General features: G+C 61.0%; 19 protein-coding genes. 14 read left to right on the top strand and 5 right to left on the bottom strand.

Annotated elements, in window-relative coordinates:
* Positions 1-11 precede the first annotated feature (11 nt).
* Positions 12-1442: a LysM peptidoglycan-binding domain-containing protein gene (locus tag VC35_RS01015; RefSeq protein WP_046037206.1), complete on the bottom strand. Its 1431-nt coding sequence runs from the start codon at positions 1440-1442 to the stop codon at positions 12-14.
* A gap of 99 nt (positions 1443-1541) precedes the next feature.
* Positions 1542-2309, bottom strand: coding sequence for a hydroxyacylglutathione hydrolase (gene gloB, locus VC35_RS01010; protein WP_046037205.1), 768 nt, complete (start codon positions 2307-2309; stop codon positions 1542-1544).
* Positions 2310-2374: 65 nt separating this feature from the next.
* On the opposite strand from gloB, the gene VC35_RS01005 reads away from it, so the two are divergent.
* From VC35_RS01005 to VC35_RS00985, 5 genes are all read left to right on the top strand, one after another.
* Positions 2375-3133 (top strand): methyltransferase domain-containing protein, encoded by a 759-nt coding sequence (locus VC35_RS01005; RefSeq protein WP_046037204.1) that lies wholly within the window; start codon positions 2375-2377, stop codon positions 3131-3133.
* Between the two features lie 92 nt (positions 3134-3225).
* Positions 3226-3678, top strand: coding sequence for a ribonuclease HI (gene rnhA / locus VC35_RS01000; protein WP_007979123.1), 453 nt, complete (start codon positions 3226-3228; stop codon positions 3676-3678).
* Between the two features lie 72 nt (positions 3679-3750).
* Positions 3751-4509, top strand: coding sequence for a DNA polymerase III subunit epsilon (dnaQ, locus tag VC35_RS00995; protein ID WP_046037200.1), 759 nt, complete (start codon positions 3751-3753; stop codon positions 4507-4509).
* 259 nt (positions 4510-4768) lie between these two features.
* A complete protein-coding gene (locus VC35_RS00990; protein ID WP_046037199.1) occupies positions 4769-7024 on the top strand; it encodes an Orn/Lys/Arg family decarboxylase in 2256 nt (751 codons plus the stop codon).
* 14 nt (positions 7025-7038) lie between these two features.
* Positions 7039-7653 carry a GNAT family N-acetyltransferase gene (locus VC35_RS00985; protein WP_046037198.1) on the top strand — a complete coding sequence of 205 codons (615 nt, stop codon included), beginning with the start codon at positions 7039-7041 and terminating at the stop codon, positions 7651-7653.
* On the opposite strand, the gene VC35_RS00980 is transcribed toward VC35_RS00985, so the two are convergent.
* Together VC35_RS00980 and VC35_RS00975 are read right to left on the bottom strand one after the other, a co-directional pair.
* Positions 7619-8512, bottom strand: coding sequence for a LysR family transcriptional regulator (locus tag VC35_RS00980; RefSeq protein WP_046037197.1), 894 nt, complete (start codon positions 8510-8512; stop codon positions 7619-7621). The genes VC35_RS00985 and VC35_RS00980 overlap by 35 nt on opposite strands.
* Positions 8513-8600: 88 nt before the next feature.
* Entirely contained in the window at positions 8601-8828 is a 228-nt protein-coding gene (locus VC35_RS00975; RefSeq protein WP_046037196.1) for a hypothetical protein, read from the bottom strand.
* Between the two features lie 175 nt (positions 8829-9003).
* Here VC35_RS00975 and VC35_RS00970 point away from each other — a divergent pair, with 175 nt between their 5' ends.
* A complete protein-coding gene (locus tag VC35_RS00970) occupies positions 9004-9564 on the top strand; it encodes an NADPH-dependent FMN reductase (protein ID WP_046037194.1) in 561 nt (186 codons plus the stop codon).
* A gap of 112 nt (positions 9565-9676) precedes the next feature.
* On the opposite strand, the gene VC35_RS00965 is transcribed toward VC35_RS00970, so the two are convergent.
* Entirely contained in the window at positions 9677-10627 is a 951-nt protein-coding gene (locus VC35_RS00965) for a DUF1853 family protein (protein WP_046037193.1), read from the bottom strand.
* Positions 10628-10744: 117 nt separating this feature from the next.
* Here VC35_RS00965 and VC35_RS00960 point away from each other — a divergent pair, with 117 nt between their 5' ends.
* From VC35_RS00960 to VC35_RS00925, 8 genes are all read left to right on the top strand, one after another.
* Positions 10745-11635, top strand: coding sequence for an NAD(+) kinase (locus tag VC35_RS00960; RefSeq protein ID WP_008016128.1), 891 nt, complete (start codon positions 10745-10747; stop codon positions 11633-11635).
* On the top strand, positions 11635-12606 hold the full coding sequence (locus VC35_RS00955; protein ID WP_046037191.1) for a metallophosphoesterase: 972 nt from the start codon (positions 11635-11637) through the stop codon (positions 12604-12606). The genes VC35_RS00960 and VC35_RS00955 overlap by 1 nt, the downstream gene beginning before the upstream one ends.
* Positions 12603-13472, top strand: coding sequence for a rhomboid family intramembrane serine protease (locus tag VC35_RS00950; RefSeq protein WP_046037190.1), 870 nt, complete (start codon positions 12603-12605; stop codon positions 13470-13472). Before VC35_RS00955 ends, VC35_RS00950 begins: the two co-directional genes overlap by 4 nt.
* Positions 13473-13504: 32 nt before the next feature.
* The gene (locus VC35_RS00945; protein WP_046037189.1) at positions 13505-13765 is read left to right on the top strand and encodes a YeaC family protein; all 261 of its coding nucleotides are present in this window, start codon (positions 13505-13507) and stop codon (positions 13763-13765) included.
* Complete coding sequence (locus VC35_RS00940) at positions 13762-14592, top strand: DUF2797 domain-containing protein (RefSeq protein WP_046037188.1); 831 nt, start codon at positions 13762-13764, stop codon at positions 14590-14592. The genes VC35_RS00945 and VC35_RS00940 overlap by 4 nt, the downstream gene beginning before the upstream one ends.
* A 10-nt stretch (positions 14593-14602) precedes the next feature.
* The gene (pepN, locus tag VC35_RS00935; protein ID WP_046037187.1) at positions 14603-17260 is read left to right on the top strand and encodes an aminopeptidase N; all 2658 of its coding nucleotides are present in this window, start codon (positions 14603-14605) and stop codon (positions 17258-17260) included.
* A gap of 979 nt (positions 17261-18239) precedes the next feature.
* Entirely contained in the window at positions 18240-19292 is a 1053-nt protein-coding gene (locus VC35_RS00930; protein ID WP_046037186.1) for a WD40/YVTN/BNR-like repeat-containing protein, read from the top strand.
* Between the two features lie 28 nt (positions 19293-19320).
* A complete protein-coding gene (locus VC35_RS00925) occupies positions 19321-21705 on the top strand; it encodes an efflux RND transporter permease subunit (protein WP_046037185.1) in 2385 nt (794 codons plus the stop codon).
* Positions 21706-21722: the final 17 nt, after the last annotated feature.

Raw genomic sequence — 21722 nt, 5'->3', positions numbered from 1 at the left:
AGGGGCTGTTTTTAATGCGGATTGGCCACCGTCAACATCTGGCCAGGCTTGAGCGCCTGGCCGACACGCGGGTTCCAGCGCTTGAGATGCTGCATCTCTACGTTGAAGCGCTTGGCCACGATGTACAGCGAGTCGCCTTGCTGGACCTTGTACGTGGTCTGTTGCTTCTTGGTGTTGGCTGCAATCACGGTGTTGACGCGCCCGGAGCTGCGCTTGCTGGTGTCCTGCATGACCAGGGTCTGGCCGGGCTTGAGGTTCTTGCCGTTCAGTTTGTTCCAGCGTTGCAGGTCCTGCACGTCGACGTTGTTGGCCTTGGCGATGGAGCCGAGGTTGTCACCCCGCTTGACCCGGTAGGAACGCTTGACGCTGGCGACCTGGGTGTCGTCGGCACCTTCGAAGACCGGCTTGAGCGATTTCTTGCTGATCAGTTCTTCAGGACGCATGGTTTGCAGGCTGCTGGTCAGCAATTGCGCCTTGGAGGTCGGGACCAGCAGATGTTGCGGGCCGTCGATGGTGGTGCGTTGCTTGAAAGCCGGGTTGAGCTGAAACAGTTCGTCTTCGTCGATGTTGGCGACTTCAGCAACCTTGGACAGGTCCATGCGCTGGTTGATTTCGACGACCTGGAAGTAGGGTTCGTTGGCGATCGGGTTGAGGTTCACGCCGTAGGCTTCCGGCGCCATCACCACTTGCGACAGTGCCAGCAACTTCGGCACGTAGGCCTGGGTTTCGGAGGGCAGCGGCAGGTTCCAGTAGTCGGTCGGCAGGCCGAGGCGTTCGTTGCGCTCGATGGCCCGGCTGACGGTGCCTTCGCCGGCGTTGTAGGCCGCCAGGGCCAGCATCCAGTCGCCGTTGAACATGTCGTGCAGGCGGGTCAGGTAATCAAGCGCGGCGGTGGTCGACGCGGTGATATCGCGACGGCCATCATAGAAACGGGTTTGACGCAGGTTGAAATAACGCCCGGTGGACGGGATGAACTGCCAAAGACCCACCGCGTCGGCCCGGGAATAGGCCATCGGGTTGTAGGCGCTTTCAATCACTGGCAGCAGGGCCAGTTCCAGCGGCATGTTGCGTTCTTCAAGGCGCTCGACGATGTAGTGAATGTAGAGGCTGCCACGTTCGCCGGCGTTTTCGAGGAAAGATGGATTGCTGGCGAACCACAGGCGCTGTTGCTCGATGCGCGGGTTGACGCCCAGCCCGTCCTGCAGCTGGAAGCCCTGGCGCATGCGCTCCCAGACGTCCTGGGGAATTTGCGGGCTGGGTTTTTCGCTGAGCCAGATTGGCTTCTGCTTGGCGCGCGCGGCGATGTTCTGCGTGTGCGCCGCATCGGTCTGCGGCGCATGGCTGGAACAGCCCGCCAGGGTGGCGGACACAGCCACCGCTATGGCTTGAGCCAAGCGGGTCAATGCGTCTGAACTGATGGCTTTGCGAATAGGTGACGACATTGGCTGGAAGTAAGTTCCGGGCAAAAATGTCGGGCGATTCTAGAAAGCGTACCCTGCGCGGTCAACCTTTCAGAATTGTTGCAATCTTGAGAAGCCCCTTTAGAACCTGTCTTTCCACGCTCGAAGCGCAGCAAAAACCATATCGGGCGCCGAGTTATCGGTGCCGGTCCGTTCGTCCGCTTTTTCTTTAACGGATGTTTCACCGGAGCGCAAAAACGGGTTTGTGAGCTTTTCCAGCGCCAGTGTCGACGGCAACGTCATGATCCCGGATTCCCGTTGGCGGGTGACTTTGGCCAGGCGCTCGGCGGTGTCCGGGTTGTTCGGCTCGACGGCCGCCGCAAACTTCAGATTGCTGAGGGTGTACTCGTGGGTGCAGTACACCAGCGTGTCATCCGGCAACCCGGCGAGGCGTGTCAGCGAGCTGTACATTTGCTGTGGCGTGCCTTCGAACAAGCGTCCGCAACCGGCGGCAAACAGGGTGTCGCCGCAGAACAGCAAGCCGTGATGGTAATAGGCGATATGCCCCAGGGTGTGGCCAGGGATCGCGAGGACATCGAAATCCCAGCCGAGCACACTGACCTTGTCGTTGTCCTTGAGCGCAACGTCCCGCGCCGGGATCGTTTCGCTGGCCGGACCATAGACTTTCGCGTCCGTCGCCTTTTTCAGCTGTTCGACGCCGCCGACGTGGTCATGATGGTGATGAGTGATCAAAATATCACTCAGTACCCAGCCCGGATTGGCCGTGAGCCAGGCTTGCACGGGGGCGGCATCGCCCGGGTCGACGACCGCGCAGCGCTTGCTGCCGTGGTCTTGTAACAACCAGATGTAGTTGTCGGTGAAGGCGGGCAGGGCAGTGATCTGTATCATCGTCGGATTCGCCAAGCGGAAAACATTGGCGCATCTTAGAACTTCCTGGCGCGTTGGAGAATGCAATGACTGATAAAGCGTTCGCACAAGCCGATCCTGACTGGCTGGCGTTGATCAGCGCGGCCCGCGAGTGGCTGGCCGGTCCCCTCGGGCAATTTCTGCTGGACGAAGAGCGTCGCATGCTCGAAGACGAGCTCGGGCGGTTCTTTGGTGGCTATCTGGTGCATTACGGTCCCTCGGCCCAGACTCCGCCGGCGGCCCCCCAGGTGCAACGCAATGTGCGCCTTGGCGCGCCGTTGCCGGGGGTCGAGATCGTTTGTGAGGAGCAGGCCTGGCCGCTGAGCGAACATGCCACCGATGTGGTGGTGCTGCAGCATGGCCTGGATTTCTGCCTGTCGCCCCACGGCCTGCTTCGCGAGGCGGCCAGCAGCGTACGCCCCGGCGGGCACTTGCTGATCATCGGCATCAATCCCTGGAGCAGTTGGGGTCTGCGGCATGTATTTGCCCAGGATGCGCTGCGCAAGGCGCGCTGCATTTCGCCGTCACGGGTCGCTGACTGGCTGAACCTGCTGGGCTTCGCGCTGGAGAAACGTCGCTTCGGGTGCTATCGTCCGCCGCTTGCGTCGCCGGCGTGGCAGACCCGCCTGGCCGGTTGGGAGCGCAAGGCCGGTGACTGGCAACTGTCGGGCGGCGGCTTCTATTTATTGGTGGCGCGCAAGATCGTGGTGGGCCTGCGACCGGTCCGTCAGGAGCGGCGCGAACCGATGGGCAAGCTGATCCCGTTGCCGATGGCCAAGGTCAACCGGCGCAACATCGAACCGTAATACACACTTTTCATTTGCGGCCGGGCTTGCCCCGGCTTCGGGCGTCGTCGGTCAGCGATCGGCGGGCCAGCGCATTTTCTGGATAGATTGGCATGAGCGATAGCGTAGAACTGTTCACCGACGGCGCCTGCAAAGGCAACCCTGGCCCCGGCGGCTGGGGCGCACTGCTGGTGTGCAAGGGCGTCGAAAAGGAACTGTGGGGCGGCGAAGCCAATACCACCAACAATCGCATGGAACTGATGGGCGCGATCCGTGGCCTGGAAGAACTCAAGCGACCTTGCGAGGTGCTGCTGGTGACCGACTCCCAGTACGTGATGAAAGGCATCAACGAGTGGATGGACAACTGGAAGAAGCGCGGCTGGAAAACCGCGGCGAAGGAACCGGTGAAAAACGCTGACCTGTGGAAGCTGCTTGACGAGCAGGTCAACCGCCACAAAGTCACCTGGAAATGGGTGCGCGGACACATTGGCCATCACGGCAACGAACGGGCCGACCAGTTGGCCAACCGTGGCGTGGATGAAGTGCGTGGGTACAAACAGGGCTGATCAACCTCCCGTACGGTGAGCATGTTAAGATTCGCGCTTTTGCACGATTGACCGATTGAGAGCTGAGCACTGATGGCCACCAGATCCGTTGTACTCGACACCGAAACCACCGGCATGCCGGTGACCGACGGCCACCGGATTATCGAAATCGGTTGTGTCGAGTTGATCGGCCGACGCCTGACGGGCCGGCACTTTCACGTTTACCTGCAACCCGATCGCGAAAGTGACGAGGGCGCCATCGGTGTCCACGGCATCACCAACGAATTCCTCGTGGGCAAGCCGCGTTTTGCCGAGGTGGCCGAAGAGTTCTTCGAGTTCATCAAGGGCGCGCAGCTGATCATCCATAACGCGGCGTTCGACGTTGGCTTCATCAACAACGAATTCGCCCTGATGGGCCAGCAGGACCGCGCAGACATCACGCAGCACTGCTCGATCCTCGACACCCTGATGATGGCCAGGGAACGTCACCCGGGGCAGCGCAACAGCCTCGACGCCCTGTGCAAACGCTATGGCGTCGACAACTCCGGCCGTGAACTGCACGGTGCCTTGCTCGACTCCGAGATTCTCGCCGACGTCTACCTGACCATGACCGGGGGGCAGACCAGCCTGTCCCTGGCCGGCAACGCATCCGATGGCAATGGCTCGGGGGAAGGGGCGGATAACTCGGCCACCGAGATTCGCCGTTTGCCGGCGGACCGCCAGCCGACGCGCATCATCCGCGCCAGCGAAGACGACCTGGCCCGCCATGCGGCGCGCCTGGAAATCATCGGCAAGTCCGCGGGTGCCCCGGCGTTGTGGGTGCAGTTGGCTGAGGCGGAAGCGCAGGCGTAGTTCCTCATTCCAATGAATGCTTTTTGTGGCGAGGGAGCTTGCTCCCGCTCGGCTGCGAAGCAGTCGTAAATACATCCTCTGCGGTTTATCTGAACGAATGATGGGACCGCTTCGCGCTCCAGCGGGAGCAAGCTCCCTCGCCACAGGGAAACTCCCCTGTCGCCACAAGTTGGTGCATCCCGCTCGCCACATCCTCTGCAACACTCTACCCTGAGGTGATTGGCAGGCTCTGGTCTGCCGCCTCAGGACACTGAGCCTCATGTACAAAGACTTGAAATTTCCGGTCCTGATTGTCCATCGCGACATCAAGACCGACAGTGTTGCCGGCGACCGTGTGCGGGGTATTGCCCGGGAGCTGGAGCAGGAGGGGTTCAGCGTCGTTTCGGCGGTGGATTACACCGAAGGGCGTCTGGTGGCGTCGACTTACCACGGCCTGTCCTGCATGTTGATTGCCTCTGAAGACGCCAGCACTCATTCCCATTTGTTGCAAAACATGGCCGAACTGATCGGTCTGGCGCGGGTCCGCGCGCCGGATCTGCCGATCTTCGCCCTGGGCGAAAAAGTGACCCTGGAAAACGCGCCCGCCGACGCCATGGCCGAGCTCAATCAGTTGCGCGGCATTCTTTATCTGTTCGAAGACACCGTGCCCTTTCTCGCCCGGCAGGTGGCCCGCGCCGCACGCAAATACCTAGATGGCCTGCTGCCACCGTTTTTCAAGGCATTGGTGCAACACACGGCGGACTCCAACTACTCCTGGCACACTCCGGGTCACGGCGGTGGTGTGGCGTATCACAAAAGCCCGGTCGGGCAGGCGTTTCACCAGTTTTTCGGGGAAAACACCCTGCGCTCGGATCTTTCGGTGTCGGTGCCCGAGCTCGGTTCCTTGCTTGATCACACCGGCCCCCTGGCTGAAGCCGAGGCTCGCGCGGCACGCAATTTCGGCGCCGATCACACCTTTTTCGTGATCAATGGCACCTCCACGGCCAACAAGATTGTCTGGCACTCGGTGGTCGCCCGCGATGACCTGGTGCTGGTGGACCGCAATTGCCACAAGTCGGTGCTGCACTCGATCATCATGACCGGCGCGATCCCGCTGTACCTGTGTCCGGAGCGTAATGAACTGGGGATCATCGGCCCGATTCCACTGAGTGAGTTCAGCCGCGAATCGATCCAGGCCAAGATCGACGCCAGTCCGCTGACCAAGGGTCGTTCACCGAAGGTCAAGCTCGCGGTGGTGACCAATTCGACCTATGACGGCCTCTGCTACAACGCCGAGCTGATCAGGCAGCAACTGGGCAATAGCGTTGAGGTGTTGCACTTCGATGAGGCCTGGTACGCCTATGCGGCGTTTCATGAGTTCTTTGCCGGGCGCTACGGCATGGGCACCTCCCGTGATGAAGACAGCCCGTTGGTGTTCACCACCCATTCGACCCACAAGTTGCTGGCGGCCTTCAGCCAGGCGTCGATGATTCACGTGCGCGATGGCGGTGCGCGGCAGCTGGACCGGGATCGCTTCAACGAAGCGTTCATGATGCACATCTCGACCTCGCCGCAGTACGGCATCATCGCCTCGCTGGATGTGGCGTCGGCGATGATGGAAGGGCCGGCCGGGCGTTCGCTGTTGCAGGAAATGTTCGACGAAGCCCTGAGTTTTCGCCGGGCGCTGGCCAACTTGCGCCAGCACATTGCCGCCGATGACTGGTGGTTCTCGATCTGGCAACCGCCGACGGCGCAAGGCATCGAGCGGGTCGTCACCGAGGACTGGTTGCTGCAACCCGATGCCGACTGGCACGGCTTTGGCGGCGTGACCGACGATTATGTGTTGCTCGACCCGATCAAGGTCACGTTGGTAATGCCGGGATTGACCGCCGGTGGCGCCCTCAGCGAGCGCGGGATTCCGGCGGCGGTGGTCAGCAAGTTCCTCTGGGAGCGCGGCCTGGTGGTCGAGAAAACCGGGCTGTATTCGTTCCTGGTGTTGTTCTCCATGGGCATCACCAAGGGCAAGTGGAGCACGCTGCTCACCGAACTGCTGGAGTTCAAGCGCAGCTATGACGCCAACGTCAGCCTGGCCAGTTGCCTGCCCTGCGTGGCGCAAGAGAATGTCGCGCGCTATCAGGGCATGGGCCTGCGGGATCTGTGCGATCAGTTGCATGCCTGTTATCGCAGCAATGCCACCGCCAGGCACCTCAAACGTATGTACACCGTACTGCCGGAAGTCGCGATGAAGCCGGCGGACGCCTATGATCAATTGGTGCGGGGTGAAGTCGAAGCCGTGTCGATCGATGCGCTGGACGGGCGGATCGCCGCGGTGATGCTGGTGCCGTACCCGCCCGGCATTCCGCTGATCATGCCGGGCGAGCGTTTTACCGAGTCGACCCGCTCGATCATCGATTACCTGGCGTTTGCCCGCACGTTCGATAGCAGTTTTCCGGGGTTCGTTGCTGATGTGCACGGATTGCAACACGAAGATCAGGGCAGTGGGCGGTGCTACACCGTCGATTGCATCAAGGAATGAGGACCTTTCCCAGTATGCAGCCGGTTATAAATCCGAATTTCCCAGGGTTGTCGGTACGGGTTGCCGACGAGGGTTTTGCCGCCTACATCTGGGGCAGTGATTTCAGTTTTGAAGTCGCGGCCTACGGTGCGGCCGAAATAGGCAAGCCGGTGGCACAGTGGCCGGTCACCCCGATCACGCCTTATCGCAAGTGCTACGGCATCGACCCCGAAGAATTCAGCAGCTTTCGCGATGGCGCCGACAGCGCGATTTTCATGGCGTATCTGGATGACCAGCCCGTGGGGCACCTGGTGGTCAGTACCAACTGGAACGGCTTTGCCCATATCGACGAACTGGCGGTGCACGCACCGGCCCGGCGGCATGGCGTGGCCAAGGCCCTGCTGGATGTGGCGCAGTTCTGGAGCCGCAAGAAAAAACTCCCGGGCATCATGCTCGAAACCCAGAACAACAACCTGGCGGCCTGCCGGCTCTATGAACGCTGCGGTTACGTGATTGGCGGGATCGACCACCTGCGCTATCGCGGCATCGATCCGAACACCGCCGAAGTGGCGCTGTTCTGGTATCGACTGTTCGAAAACCCGCTGGAAAACCCGTTCAGTTCGTCAGCATCGCCGCGGCTTGTTCCGTGATGATGGCCAACAAGGTCTGAACGGCTGGTGAAGGTTCGGCGTTCTTCAGTGTCAGGGCGTAGAGACTGATCGGGACGGCTGGGGCCAGCGGGCAGGCGTCCAGTCCCGAGGCTTTGGCGCCGAGGGCGGTGAAGGGGTCGACGATGGCCAGGCCTTCGCCGGCCTCGACCATGCTGCGCATCATCTGATGCGTCTGGACCCGGGTCTGGATCACCGGGGCAGGGCGCAAGCCGTGCAGTTTGTTTTCCAGTGCCGGGCTCAGCGGGTCTTGCCCCTCCAGGCCTATCATCGATTGGCCGGCCAGATCCTGCAGTGAAATGTATTTCTGTTTCGGTTGCAGCCAGCCATGGGGGGCGAGCAACTGGAGTTTGCCCTGGGCAATTATCTGGCAATCGAGGTCGGCGTGATCGGGGTCGTGCAGGCTCAGGCCCAGATCGCTTTCACGCAGCAGCAGGCTTCTGACGATGTCGCGGGTCGGCTGGCTCAGCAGTGTGCAAGGCGCATCGGGCAGGCGTCGGCGCAGGGCCGCGATGCTGTGTGGCAACAGTTGGTTGGCCAGAGGCGGGGTGCAGATGATGCGCAGCGGCGGCGCCAGGTATTGCCGGAGGCTGTTGGCCAGGCGCTGCACCGGTTCGAGCGCATCGTAGACCCGGGCAATTTCCACCTGCAGTTCCCGCGCTTCGCGGGTGGCCTGCAATCGCCCGCGCACGCTGGCGAACAGCATGAAACCCAACTGATCCTCTGCGTCGCGCAGCAAACGCTCGACTTCGGCCACCGGCAACTGCAGCCATTCGGCGGCGGTGCCCAGGTGACCGGTCTGCAAGAGCGCCTGGATCACTTCGATATGGCGTAAGCGCATGCGTGAAGTCCATGTTCAGCAGGTGGAGGAGTCAGTGGCTGAATCCTACCCCAAGTCCGTGCATATGACTTCTGCTCATAACGACGGGTTATGAAACGCTGGCGGTTTGCGGTTCGCGGGTAATGGTCACGCCGGTTTGCACCAGCATGAATTCATTGTCGTCGACCTTGTTGACACGGTCGCCAATGGCCAGTTTGTAGGTGGTGACAGGGCTTGAACCGTCTACCGCCGGGGTGGAGTCCTGGAACTCGTGCACCGAATAAATACGGCCTTCCGCGTCTCTTGCATGGAACTGACCGACGAGTACTGCTGCCATCTGCTTAGAACCTCTGGAGATAAATCACTCAATTTGCGGCACTGTAGACCGTGCTTGGGCGAGGTAAGTTTTCCTACGGGAAAAAAATAGTCAGGGGCGGTGTTTTCGGTCGCCCACTGCTTGAATCGTCATCTATAACTACAAGCTCTTCATATCGGACAGTCGAGAAACTCTTATGAGCAACGTCTATACGATCGCCGTCGTGGTCGGCAGCTTGAGAAAGGAATCGATCAACCGCAAGGTCGCACGGGCCCTGATAGAGTTGGCGCCGGCCAATCTCAAGCTCAACATCGTCGAAATCGGCGATCTGCCGCTCTATAACGAAGACATCGATGGCGCTTCACCGCCGGCAGCCTACAGCACTTTCCGACAACAGGTGAGCTCATCCGACGCGGTGTTGTTCGTGACCCCGGAATACAACCGCTCGGTGCCGGCGCCGTTGAAAAATGCGATTGACGTGGGGTCGCGTCCATACGGCAAAAGTGCCTGGAGCGGTAAACCGGGGGCCATTATCAGCGTTTCGCCGGGGGCCGTCGGCGGGTTTGGTGCAAACCACAACCTGCGTCAATCCATGGTGTTTCTCAATGTGCCAGTGATGCAGCAACCGGAGGCCTATCTGGGGAACGCCGGTTCGGCGTTCGACGAGGCGGGCAAGTTGTCCGAGTCGGTCAAGCCGTTCCTGCAAAAATTCATCAATGCCTATGGGCAATGGGTCGAACAGCACAAGAAAGTTTGATAGTCATTGGCCAGTGTTTTGTTCTGCGAAACGCTGGGTGGTTATCTGTTCAGGCCGGGTTGGCCCCTTCGCGAGTCTGCTCGCGAAGGGGGCGGATCAGGCAATACAAGACTCAACCCTGTCCCGGTACATTCGGCCAAAGGTCCGCCACCAGAAACAACCGTTCTGCCTCTTCCCAGTCACCCGTGGCATTTTCCACCAGACGCACCAGCAGTTGTGCGGGCGCCAGCGGGTCCAGTTCATCGAGCCAGGCTTGCATCTGCTCAGGGTTCCAGGTGTGCTCCGCCGAATAATGCGCTGGCGCCAGCCAGGCGTGGCGGGGCAGGGGTTGCCAGCGACCGGGCGGGCTCTGGGCCAACAACGCCGGCCAATCCTTTTGATGCAACCAGCGACCGCGCAAATGCTGCGGATGGGCACCCGATGGCGGGGCTGCCTGACCGGGCCACGGATACAGCAGGTACCCGCCCAGCCACAAATGCGCGCTGAACGCCTGAATATCCAGCGCCGCCAGTACTTCACGGCTCTCGGGGCGCGCGGAAATCGGCAATTGATGCTGGCTCAGGTGCGCCAGTTTGCGGTCGAGCCGGTCGTGGCAGCCCGGACCCAGCCACTGAGCGGTGTCGTGTCCGTCACCGGATTGCGGGCCGAGGTAGAGCTTGATCGCCAATTCCAGGTGATGCACGCCGTCGCGGTCGCGTAGCAGCATGTCCAGTTCACCCAGGGTGTGTCCTTCGCGGCGAATCGGCAGGTTGGCGGCAATCAGTTCAATGCCGGGTGCATGTTGCACGGCGAACTGCCAGAGGCGTTCGTAGTACAAACCCAGGCGCCGGGTCCGGGCCTGGGCCAGCCAATGCAGCAGGCCATAACTGTCCCGATCAAGCTGCCGCAGCCAGTGCTCCAGCCGATCCGGTGCCTGCACCCAGTCGCTACCGGCCAGCGGGTGACGCTGCGGCCACGGGGTATCGCCTAGCATTGGCGGCGCGAGGATGACCCACGCAAGGTCACGCACTTCGGGATGGCGTAACTGATGGGGCAGGTGGAGCAAATCGGGAAATAGCATCATCTTGCGAGCATAGCCCGAAACCCGGGCACACCCTTGAAGCTGAAAGGATTTTGTCTACGGGCGGCTTTCGCCCATAATCGGGTATTTCGCCGCCACGCAGATTCCCGCAGGAGCCCCATGGAGCAATTTCGCAATATCGGCATCATCGGTCGCCTGGGCAGTTCCCAGGTGCTGGATACCGTCCGCCGACTGAAACGGTTTCTGCTCGATCGTCACCTGCACGTGATCCTCGAAGACACCATCGCCGAAGTGCTGCCAGGGCATGGCTTGCAAACCTCGTCGCGCAAGATGCTCGGCGAAGTCTGCGACATGGTCATCGTGGTCGGTGGTGACGGCAGCCTGCTCGGTGCCGCCCGGGCACTGGCCAAACATAATATTCCGGTGCTCGGCATCAACCGCGGCAGCCTGGGTTTCCTCACCGACATCCGTCCCGACGAGCTGGAAACCAAGGTCGCCGAAGTGCTGGATGGCCACTATCTGGTGGAAAACCGCTTCCTGTTGCAGGCCGAAGTCCGTCGCCACGGCGAGGCCATCGGCCAGGGCGATGCACTGAACGATGTGGTGCTGCACCCCGGCAAATCCACGCGAATGATCGAATTCGAGCTGTACATCGACGGCCAGTTCGTCTGCAGCCAGAAGGCCGACGGCCTGATCGTCGCCACGCCGACCGGATCCACCGCCTACGCGTTGTCCGCCGGCGGGCCGATCATGCATCCCAAGCTCGACGCTATTGTGATTGTGCCGATGTACCCCCATACCTTGTCGGGTAGACCCATCGTGGTCGATGGCAACAGTGAGCTGAAGATCGTCGTGTCCAAGGATATGCAGATTTACCCGCAAGTCTCGTGCGACGGGCAGAACCATTTCACCTGCGCGCCGGGCGACACCATTACCGTCAGCAAGAAAGCCCAGAAACTGCGGCTGATTCACCCGCTGGACCACAACTACTATGAGGTCTGCCGGACCAAGCTCGGCTGGGGCAGCAAGTTGGGGGGTGGAGGCGACTGATGCTCGATCCCGCGCGTAGCTACGACCTGATCGGTGACGTGCACGGTTGCGCTCTGACCCTGGAGCACTTGCTCGACCGACTCGGTTATCACAAGCAGGATGGCGTCTGGCGGCATGCCTCGCGCATGGCGGTGTTCGTCGGCGATATCATCGACCGCGGCCCGCGGATTCGCGAGGCGCTGCATATCGTCCACGATATGGTCGAGGCCGGTCAGGCGCTGTGCATCATGGGCAACCACGAGTTCAATGCGCTGGGCTGGAGCACGCCGGCGCTGCCGGGCAGCGGCAAGCAGTTCGTGCGCGAACACACCCCGCGCCATGCCCGCCTGCTGCACGAAACCCTGACCCAGTTCGAACACCATCCGGGCGACTGGCAGGACTTCCAGCAATGGTTCTACAAATTGCCATTGTTCGTCGATGCCGGGCGTTTTCGCGTGGTCCACGCCTGCTGGGATGCCGGACTGATCGAACCGCTGCGCGCGCTGTTCCCCAACGGCTGCATCGACGAGCATTTTCTCCAGGCCTCGGCGGAGTCGGGCTCTTTTGCCTGCACCGTATTCGACCGGCTACTGCGTGGCACAGACATGCGCTTGCCCCATGGCCTGACGATGACCAGCGGCGACGGCCTGGTACGTTCGTTCTTCCGGACCAAGTTCTGGGAAGACGATCCGAAAACCTACGGCGACATCGTGTTCCAGCCGGATGCACTGCCGGAACCCGTGGCCCGGACGCCGCTGACGTCCACCGAAAAGAACAGTTTGCTGCGCTATGGCATCGATGAGCCGCTGTTGTTCGTCGGCCATTACTGGCGCAGCGGCAAGCCGGCACCGATCCGGCCGAACCTGGCCTGCCTGGATTACAGCGCGGTGCTGTACGGCAAACTGGTTGCCTACCGACTGGATCAGGAAACCCGCCTGGATCCGCAAAAATTCGTCTGGGTCGATGTCGAGCGGCCGGAGGTGCTGCAATGAGTGCTGTAGCGGTATTGCGACTGCCCCTGGCGGTGGACTTGAGCGGGTTCGTCACCTTGCTCAAGCGCATGCAAGTGCCCCACCGGGTCAGCGAGGAAGCTGGCGAGCAGGTGTTGTGGGTGCCGGACAACATCAGTGAAGACGTGCGTGCGTTGTACGAACGTTTTCCGGCGGGTGACCCCGATCAGCAGCTGGACATTCCGCTGGCACAGACCGTCACGCGTCCGGGGTTCGTCGAGCAGTTGAAGTACGCCAGGGCCACCGCGCTGGTATTGCTGCTTAGCATGATCGTCGGCGCGGTGACCATGCTGGGCGACAACCTTGAAACGATGCGCTGGCTGACCTTCCTTGAATTCCGCGTGGTCGGCGAGTACCTCCACTTCACGCCACTGGCCGACAGCCTGGCGGCGGGGCAGTGGTGGCGCCTGGTCACGCCGATGCTGATCCACTTCGGCATCCTGCACCTGGCGATGAACGGCATGTGGTACTGGGAGCTGGGGCGGCGCATCGAGTCGCGCCAGGGCAGTATCAACCTGATCGGCCTGACCTTGCTGTTCAGCCTGGTGTCCAACTTCGCCCAGTATTTCTTCAGCGGCCCGACCTTGTTCGGTGGTTTGTCCGGCGTACTGTACGGCCTGCTCGGGCATTGCTGGATCTTCCAGCTGCTGGCGCCGAACCCGGCCTATCGCCTGCCCCGTGGTGTGCTGGTGATGATGCTGGTGTGGTTGCTGCTGTGCCTGTCCGGGCTGGTCTCGATGATCGGCTTCGGCGAAATCGCCAACGCGGCCCACGTCAGCGGGTTACTCATCGGATGCTTCACCGGTTTGTTGGGCGGTTTGTATAACCGCCGTAAACTGGCCGCCTAATTCAGAACATGCAATAAAGAGACGGAGACCCAATGTCCTCTTTTAACGAAATGATCAAGAACATCACCCACGATATCTACGAGAGCCTGAAACTGGCCGTAGAAATCGGCAAATGGTCCGACGGTGGCAAACTCACCGCCGAACAACGCGAGCTGTCGCTGCAGGCGATGATCGCCTGGGAAGTCCAGAACCTGCCCGAGGACCAGCGCACGGGCTACATGGGCCCGCAGGAATGCAGCTCCAAGTCGATTCAAGTGCCCAATATCCTGTTCAAGTCGGATGCCATCCATTGATCGAGATTGGCCGCGGTGCAATCAGCAAAATGTCGGCGCGCCTGGACGGGCCGAACGTGCAATACGCATTTCGTCTGGGCGAAACCGAGATCCCGGTCAATCCGTTGATCGGTACCACGGTGCGCCTGGAATACCTGGGGGCGATCCACTGCACCCATTGCGGACGCAAGACCAAGACCAGTTTCAGCCAGGGCTACTGCTACCCGTGCATGACCAAGCTGGCCCAGTGCGACGTGTGCATCATGAGCCCGGAGCGCTGCCACTTCGAGGCCGGTACTTGCCGGGAGCCTGAGTGGGGCGAGAAGTTCTGCATGACCGACCACGTGGTGTACCTGGCCAATTCGTCGGGGGTGAAAGTCGGGATTACCCGCGCCACCCAGTTGCCGACCCGCTGGCTCGACCAAGGGGCGAGCCAGGCCTTGCCGATCATGCGCGTCTTGACCCGCCAGCAGTCCGGTTTCGTCGAGGATCTGTTCCGCAGCCAGGTGGCCGACAAGACCAACTGGCGTGCTTTGCTCAAGGGCGATGCGGCGGTGGTGAACCTGGCCGAAGTCCGCGATCAGCTGTTCGACAGCTGCGCTGAAGGCTTGCTGGGGTTGCAGCAGCGATTTGGCTTGCAGGCGATCCAGCCGGTGACCGACGTCGAACCGCTGGAAATCCGCTACCCGGTCGAGCAGTACCCAGCGAAGATCGTCAGCTTCAACCTGGACAAGAACCCGATTGCCGAAGGCACGCTGATGGGGGTCAAGGGCCAATACCTGATCTTCGACACCGGCGTGATCAATATTCGTAAATACACGGCCTACCAGCTCGCCGTGCATCAGTAAGGACTCCAGCATGCGCACCGAACAACCGAAGATGATCTACCTCAAGGACTATCAGGCGCCCGAGTACCTGATCGACGAAACGCACCTGACCTTCGAGTTGTACGAGGACCACAGCCTGGTCCATGCGCAACTGGTGATGCGCCGCAATCCCGAGCGTGGCCCGGGCCTGCCGCCGCTGGTGCTGGATGGCCAGCAGCTGGAACTGCTGTCGGTCACCCTGGCCGACCAGGCGCTTTCCGAGGCGCAGTATCAGCTGACCGAGAATCACCTGACCCTGCACCCGACCAGCACCACCTTCACGGTCGATACCAGCGTCCGGATCCACCCGGAAACCAACACCGCGCTGGAAGGCCTGTACAAGTCCGGCACGATGTTCTGCACCCAGTGCGAGGCCGAAGGCTTTCGCAAGATCACCTATTACCTCGACCGCCCGGACGTGATGAGCACCTTCACCACCACGGTCGTCGCCGAACAACACAGCTATCCGGTGCTGCTGTCCAACGGCAACCCGATCGCTTCCGGTCCCGGTGAAGAAGGCCGGCACTGGGCGACCTGGGAAGACCCGTTCAAGAAACCGGCGTACCTGTTTGCGCTGGTGGCCGGCGACCTGTGGTGCGTCGAAGACAGCTTCACCACCCTGAGCGAGCGCACCGTGGCGCTGCGCATTTACGTCGAGCCGGAAAACATCGACAAGTGCCAGCACGCGATGAACAGCCTGAAGAAGTCCATGCGTTGGGATGAAGAGGTCTACGGTCGCGAGTACGACCTGGACATCTTCATGATCGTCGCCGTGAATGACTTCAACATGGGCGCCATGGAGAACAAGGGCCTCAACATCTTCAACTCCAGCGCCGTGCTGGCCAAGGCGGAAACCGCCACCGACGCCGCGCACCAGCGGGTCGAGGCGATCGTCGCCCACGAATACTTCCACAACTGGTCGGGCAACCGCGTGACCTGCCGCGACTGGTTCCAGTTGTCGCTCAAGGAAGGCTTCACCGTGTTCCGCGATGCCGGTTTCTCCTCGGACATGAACTCGGCCACGGTCAAGCGCATCCAGGACGTGGCGTACCTGCGCACCCACCAGTTCGCCGAAGACGCCGGGCCCATGGCCCACGCCGTGCGCCCGGACAGCTTCATCGAGATTTCCAACTTCTACACCCTGACCGTGTACGAAAAGGGCTCGGAAGTGGTCGGCATGATCCACACCCTGCTCGGCGCCGAAGGCTTCCGCAAAGGCAGCGACCTGTACTTCGAACGCCACGACGGCCAGGCCGTGACCTGCGATGACTTCATCAAGGCCATGGAAGACGCCAATGGCGTTGACCTGACCCAGTTCAAGCGCTGGTACAGCCAGGCCGGTACACCGCGTCTGGCGGTAACTGAGTCCTACGACGCCGCGGCGAAAACCTACAGCCTGACCTTCCGCCAGAGCTGCCCGGAAACCCCGGACAAGGTTGAAAAACTGCCGTTCGTGATCCCGGTCGAACTGGGCCTGCTGGATTCCAAAGGCGTGGCGATTACCCTGCGTCTGTCCGGTGAAGCCACCGCGCAAGGCACCTCGCGGGTCATTTCCGTGACCGAAGCCGAGCAGACTTTCACCTTCGTCGACATCGCCGAACAACCGCTGCCATCGTTGCTGCGCGGCTTCTCGGCACCGGTGAAACTGAGCTTCCCGTACAACCGCGATCAGTTGATGTTCCTGATGCAGCACGACAGCGACGGCTTCAACCGCTGGGATGCCGGTCAGCAACTGTCGGTGCAGGTGCTGCAAGAGCTGATCGCTCAGCAGCAGAAAGGCGAAGCGCTGGTACTCGATCAGCGTCTGGTGTCGGCGCTGCGCACGGTGCTCTCGGATGAGTCGCTGGATCAGGCCATGGTCGCCGAAATGCTGTCGCTGCCAAGCGAGGCATACCTGACCGAGATCAGCGAAGTGGCGGACGTCGAAGCGATTCACACGGCTCGCGAGTTTGCCCGCAAGCAACTGGCTGACGCGTTGTTCGAAGGCCTGTGGCAGCGTTATCAGGCCAATCGCGAATTGTCGAAGCAGACGCCGTACATGGCCGAAGCCGAGCACTTTGCCCGTCGTGCCTTGCAGAACATCGCGCTGTCGTACCTGATGCTCAGCGGCAAGCCGGAAGTTGTGGCTGCGACTCTGGAGCAGTTCGACGCGTGCGACAACATGACCGAGCGCCTGACCGCACTTGCCGTGTTGGTCAATTCACCGTTCGACGCCGAGAAGGCCAAGGCGCTGGCCAGTTTCGCCGAACACTTCAAGGACAATCCGTTGGTCATGGATCAGTGGTTCAGCGTCCAGGCCGGCAGCGTGTTGCCCGGTGGCCTGGCACGGACCAGGGCGTTGATGCAGCACCCGGCGTTCAACATCAAGAACCCGAACAAGGTGCGGGCGTTGGTCGGTGCGTTTGCCGGGCAGAACCTGATCAACTTCCATGCTGCTGACGGTTCGGGGTATCGCTTCCTGGCGGATCTGGTGATCGAGTTGAATGGCTTCAATCCGCAGATTGCTTCTCGCCAGTTGGCGCCTTTGACTCGCTGGCGCAAGTACGACAGTGCTCGTCAGGTTTTGATGAAGGGGGAGCTGGAGCGGATTCGGGCTTCGGGGCAGTTGTCCAGTGATGTGTTTGAAGTGGTCAGCAAGAGTTTGGCTTGAGTCTGCTGTTGACCTTGGCGGCCTTCGGGCCGACCTGGTTCTTGGTTGATTGAGTACATATCCGTTTCTGCGGGAGCGGCGGCTGGCGGTTTCGCTCTTACAGCGAGTCCCTTTTGGCAAACGCCCCAAAAGGAACCAAAAGGTCTCGCCCCGAACGTACGGCCCCTCGCTCCTGTTGAGTGGTGAGGAGCGACGTGGTGGTGTGGGCTGCTCTGCCTTTGCTCTTCTGTGGGAGCAGGCTTGGTCCGGGCGGCGTTCCGACGATGGCGGCCTGACAGCCAACTGAGTCCCATCTGGTTGTACCCAATTTTTCAGAAACCCCTATCTGCTTTGGCTTTGGCTTTGGCTTTGGCTTTGGCTTTGGTTTTTGATCTTGATCTGGCTTTTGATCTTTTGCCCCTTCGGCAGGCCGAGCGTAGGTGTTCATCAGGGGGTTAGGCGCGTAGCGCCGTTCGACGAAGTCGAACACATCGAGAGGAGGTCGTCGCGAAGCAGACCGGAGGCGATGCCCCCTGATGGACACCGTAGCGAGGGAACACCGAGCCTTGGCGAGGTGCCGTACGTCGGGGCAAAGCCTTTTGCTTACTTTTCGGCGTTTGGAAAAGTGAGTCGCTGTAAGAGCGAAACCGTCAGTAGCCGTTACCGCAGCAATGGATATGTACACCGATTGGATAAGCAGCCGTTACCGCAGTAACGGATATGAACACTGAACACCGAACACCGAACACAACCACCATACCCGCAATCACCCCACCTGATACCCAACCATTCAGAACACCCCCCCATCCCCCCCGGTTAACAAAACATAACGTGGCGTCGATTGTCAGACATTAAAAAACACCGATAGGATAGGCCAGCTTCCGAAGGGGCTCTGGATTGCGGGTTTCAGGACTATGCTCTGAAACAGCCGGTCCAGACACGCACCCTTGCGGCGCCCAGAAAGGTTGAACGACCTAACAATAATAATGGGGGAAGGTTTATGAGTGAGCCTGTCATGGGTGTGGGTATCTGCCGCCCGCCGGCACTACGCAAATTCGCGTTGCTGGCCACAGCGCTCTCGCTGTTGGGCTCTGCCATGCTGTCGGCGCCTGCGCTGGCCGCGTCGGCGCCAGCATCCGACGTTGTTTATTCCATTGAATCTGCCAAGGCTGCCAAAAGCCTGATGCTCGATGTCGTCCACGCCGGCAAGCGCCTGGTGGCGGTCGGGGATCGTGGGCACATCCTGTACTCCGATGACCAGGGCGCTACCTGGGCCCAGGCCAAGGTCCCGACCCGGGCCCTGCTGACGTCGGTGTTTTTCGTCGACGACAAGCACGGCTGGGCCGTCGGCCATGACGCGCAGATCCTCGCCAGCGAGGACGGCGGCGCGACCTGGACCAAGCAATTCGAAGATCTGAAACGCGAATCGCCGCTGCTCGATGTCTGGTTCAAGGACGTCGACAGCGGCTTTGCCGTGGGCGCTTACGGCTCGCTGATGGAAACCACCGACGGTGGCAAGCATTGGGAAGACGCCAGCGACCGCCTGGACAACGAAGACCAGTACCACCTGAACGCGATTGCCGCGGTCAAGGACGCCGGGCTGTTCATCGTCGGCGAGCAGGGCAGCATGTTCCGCTCCGCGGACTGGGGCCAGACCTGGGAGAAGCTCGAAGGTCCGTACGAAGGCTCGCTGTTCGGCGTGATCGGCACGGCGCAGCCCAATACGCTGCTGGCCTACGGACTGCGCGGCAACCTTTACCGTTCCACGGATTTCGGCACCACCTGGGACCAGGTCGAGCTCAAGGCTGAACGTGGCGACCTGGAGTTCGGGCTGTCCGGCGGCACGCTGCTCGATGACGGTTCCATCGTGATCGTCGGCAACGGCGGCTCGGTGATTCGCAGCAGCGACAATGGCGAAACCTTCAAGGTGGTCAACCGTCCGGACCGTATTTCGGTCTCGGCAGTGACGGCGGCAGGCAATGGCAATCTGGTTCTGGCCGGGCAGGGCGGCGTTCGCGTCACTTCGCCGAACGGCACCGAGTCGGGCAAATGAGCCGGGTTAATAATAAGAAGGCGGAGCTATGACTTCCTTGAGTACTCATCACCAGGACAAGGCGACGTTCCTCGAGCGCCTGATCTTCAACAACCGCCCGGCAGTGATCACGATCTGTCTGCTGGTCAGTATTTTCCTGTTCTGGCAGGCGACGCTGATCCGTCCGTCCACCAGCTTCGAAAAAATGATCCCGCTGGAGCACCCCTTCATCCAGAAGATGATGGAGCACCGCAACGATCTAGCGAACCTGGGCAACACCGTGCGGATCTCGGTGGAAGCCACCGATGGCGACATCTTCTCCAAGGAGTACATGGAGACCCTGCGTCAGATCAACGACGAGGTGTTCTACATCTCCGGTGTCGACCGTTCCGGCCTCAAGTCGCTGTGGAGCCCGAGCGTTCGCTGGACCGAAGTGACCGAAGAGGGCTTCGCCGGCGGCGAAGTGATTCCGCAGAGCTACAACGGCTCCCAGGCCAGCCTCGACTTGCTGCGCAACAACGTACTCAAGTCCGGTCAGGTCGGGCGGTTGGTGTCCAACGACTTCAAGTCGAGCATCGTCGACATTCCGTTGCTGGAGTCCTACCCGGACCCGCAGGACCAGGGCAAGCTGCTGGCGCTGGACTATCGCCAGTTCTCCCACGAGCTTGAGGACAAGATCCGCACCAAGTTCGAAGCGCAGAACCCGAACGTGAAGATCCACATCGTCGGTTTCGCCAAGAAAGTCGGTGACCTGATCGATGGCCTGGTGATGGTGGTGATGTTCTTCGGCATCGCCTTCGTCATCACCCTGATCCTCCTGCTGTGGTTCACCAACTGCCTGCGCAGTACCGTCGCCGTGTTGAGCACGACGCTGGTGGCGGTGGTCTGGCAACTGGGCCTGATGCACTTCTTCGGCTTCGGGCTCGACCCCTATTCGATGCTGGTGCCGTTCCTGATCTTCGCCATCGGTATTTCCCACGGCGTGCAAAAGATCAACGGGATCGCCCTGCAATCGAGCGAGGCGGACAACGCCCTGACGGCAGCGCGTCGCACCTTCCGTCAATTGTTCCTGCCGGGGATGATCGCGATCCTCGCGGATGCGGTGGGTTTCATCACGCTGCTGATCATCGATATCGGTGTGATCCGTGAGCTGGCCATCGGCGCGTCCATCGGCGTGGCGGTGATCGTGTTCACCAACCTGATCCTGCTGCCGGTGGCGATTTCCTATGTCGGCATCAGCAAGCGTGCCGTCGACCGCAGCAAGAAAGATGCGGTGCGCGAACACCCGTTCTGGCGCCTGCTGTCGAACTTCGCCAGTGCGAAAGTGGCCCCGGTTTCCGTTCTGCTGGCGCTGATCGCCTTTGGCGGCGGCCTGTGGTACAGCCAGAACCTGAAAATCGGCGACCTCGACCAGGGTGCCCCGGAGCTGCGTCCGGACTCGCGCTACAACAAGGACAACAACTTCATCATCAACAACTACTCCACCAGCTCCGACGTATTGGTGGTGATGGTCAAGACCAAGTCCGAAGGCTGCTCGCGCTACGAAGCCATGGCGCCGATCGACGAGCTGATGTGGAAGATGCAGAACACCGAGGGCGTGCAGTCGGCGATTTCCCTGGTGACCGTGTCCAAGCAAATGATCAAGGGCATGAACGAGGGCAACCTGAAATGGGAAACCCTGTCGCGTAACCCTGACGTGCTGAACAACTCTATTGCCCGCGCTGACGGCCTGTACAACAACAGCTGCTCCCTGGCGCCGGTGCTGGTGTTCCTCAACGATCACAAGGCCGAGACCCTGGATCGCGCGGTGCATGCGGTGCAGGAATTCGCCAAGGAAAACAACAAGGAAGGCCTGGAGTTCATCCTCGCTGCCGGTAACGCCGGGATCGAGGCAGCCACCAACGAGGTGATCAAGAAGTCCGAACTGACCATCCTGATCCTGGTGTACATCTGTGTGGCGGTCATGTGCTTGATCACCTTCCGTTCGTGGGCGGCGACCTTGTGCATCGTGCTGCCGCTGGTGCTGACCTCGGTACTCGGCAATGCCCTGATGGCCTTCATGGGCATCGGCGTGAAGGTCGCGACCCTGCCGGTCGTTGCGCTCGGGGTGGGTATCGGCGTGGACTACGGCATCTACATCTACAGCCGCTTGGAAAGCTTCCTGCGTGCCGGGCTGCCGCTGCAAGAGGCGTACTACCAGACGCTGAAGTCCACCGGCAAGGCGGTGTTGTTCACCGGACTGTGCCTGGCCATCGGCGTGTGCACCTGGATCTTCTCGGCCATCAAGTTCCAGGCCGACATGGGCCTGATGCTGACCTTCATGCTGCTGTGGAACATGTTCGGTGCGCTGTGGCTGTTGCCGGCACTGGCGCGGTTCCTGATCAAACCGGAGAAACTGGCGGGGCAGAAGGGCAACTCGTTGTTCGCCCACTGACCGTTTCGTTGCTCTGA

This window comes from Pseudomonas fluorescens (genome assembly GCF_000967965.1).
In the GTDB taxonomy this organism is placed as follows: Bacteria; Pseudomonadota; Gammaproteobacteria; order Pseudomonadales; family Pseudomonadaceae; genus Aquipseudomonas; species Aquipseudomonas grandcourensis.
Note: the sequence above shows the minus strand (reverse complement) of the source record. Positions and strands in the feature narration are given on the sequence as shown.

Coding starts and splice junctions, on each gene's coding strand:
- VC35_RS01015 (WP_046037206.1), bottom strand. CDS start 1,442: ATGTCGTCACCTATTCGCAAAGCCATCAGTTCAGACGCATTGACCCGC.
- gloB (WP_046037205.1), bottom strand. CDS start 2,309: ATGATACAGATCACTGCCCTGCCCGCCTTCACCGACAACTACATCTGG.
- VC35_RS01005 (WP_046037204.1), top strand. CDS start 2,375: ATGACTGATAAAGCGTTCGCACAAGCCGATCCTGACTGGCTGGCGTTG.
- rnhA (WP_007979123.1), top strand. CDS start 3,226: ATGAGCGATAGCGTAGAACTGTTCACCGACGGCGCCTGCAAAGGCAAC.
- dnaQ (WP_046037200.1), top strand. CDS start 3,751: ATGGCCACCAGATCCGTTGTACTCGACACCGAAACCACCGGCATGCCG.
- VC35_RS00990 (WP_046037199.1), top strand. CDS start 4,769: ATGTACAAAGACTTGAAATTTCCGGTCCTGATTGTCCATCGCGACATC.
- VC35_RS00985 (WP_046037198.1), top strand. CDS start 7,039: ATGCAGCCGGTTATAAATCCGAATTTCCCAGGGTTGTCGGTACGGGTT.
- VC35_RS00980 (WP_046037197.1), bottom strand. CDS start 8,512: ATGCGCTTACGCCATATCGAAGTGATCCAGGCGCTCTTGCAGACCGGT.
- VC35_RS00975 (WP_046037196.1), bottom strand. CDS start 8,828: ATGGCAGCAGTACTCGTCGGTCAGTTCCATGCAAGAGACGCGGAAGGC.
- VC35_RS00970 (WP_046037194.1), top strand. CDS start 9,004: ATGAGCAACGTCTATACGATCGCCGTCGTGGTCGGCAGCTTGAGAAAG.
- VC35_RS00965 (WP_046037193.1), bottom strand. CDS start 10,627: ATGATGCTATTTCCCGATTTGCTCCACCTGCCCCATCAGTTACGCCAT.
- VC35_RS00960 (WP_008016128.1), top strand. CDS start 10,745: ATGGAGCAATTTCGCAATATCGGCATCATCGGTCGCCTGGGCAGTTCC.
- VC35_RS00955 (WP_046037191.1), top strand. CDS start 11,635: ATGCTCGATCCCGCGCGTAGCTACGACCTGATCGGTGACGTGCACGGT.
- VC35_RS00950 (WP_046037190.1), top strand. CDS start 12,603: ATGAGTGCTGTAGCGGTATTGCGACTGCCCCTGGCGGTGGACTTGAGC.
- VC35_RS00945 (WP_046037189.1), top strand. CDS start 13,505: ATGTCCTCTTTTAACGAAATGATCAAGAACATCACCCACGATATCTAC.
- pepN (WP_046037187.1), top strand. CDS start 14,603: ATGCGCACCGAACAACCGAAGATGATCTACCTCAAGGACTATCAGGCG.
- VC35_RS00930 (WP_046037186.1), top strand. CDS start 18,240: ATGAGTGAGCCTGTCATGGGTGTGGGTATCTGCCGCCCGCCGGCACTA.
- VC35_RS00925 (WP_046037185.1), top strand. CDS start 19,321: ATGACTTCCTTGAGTACTCATCACCAGGACAAGGCGACGTTCCTCGAG.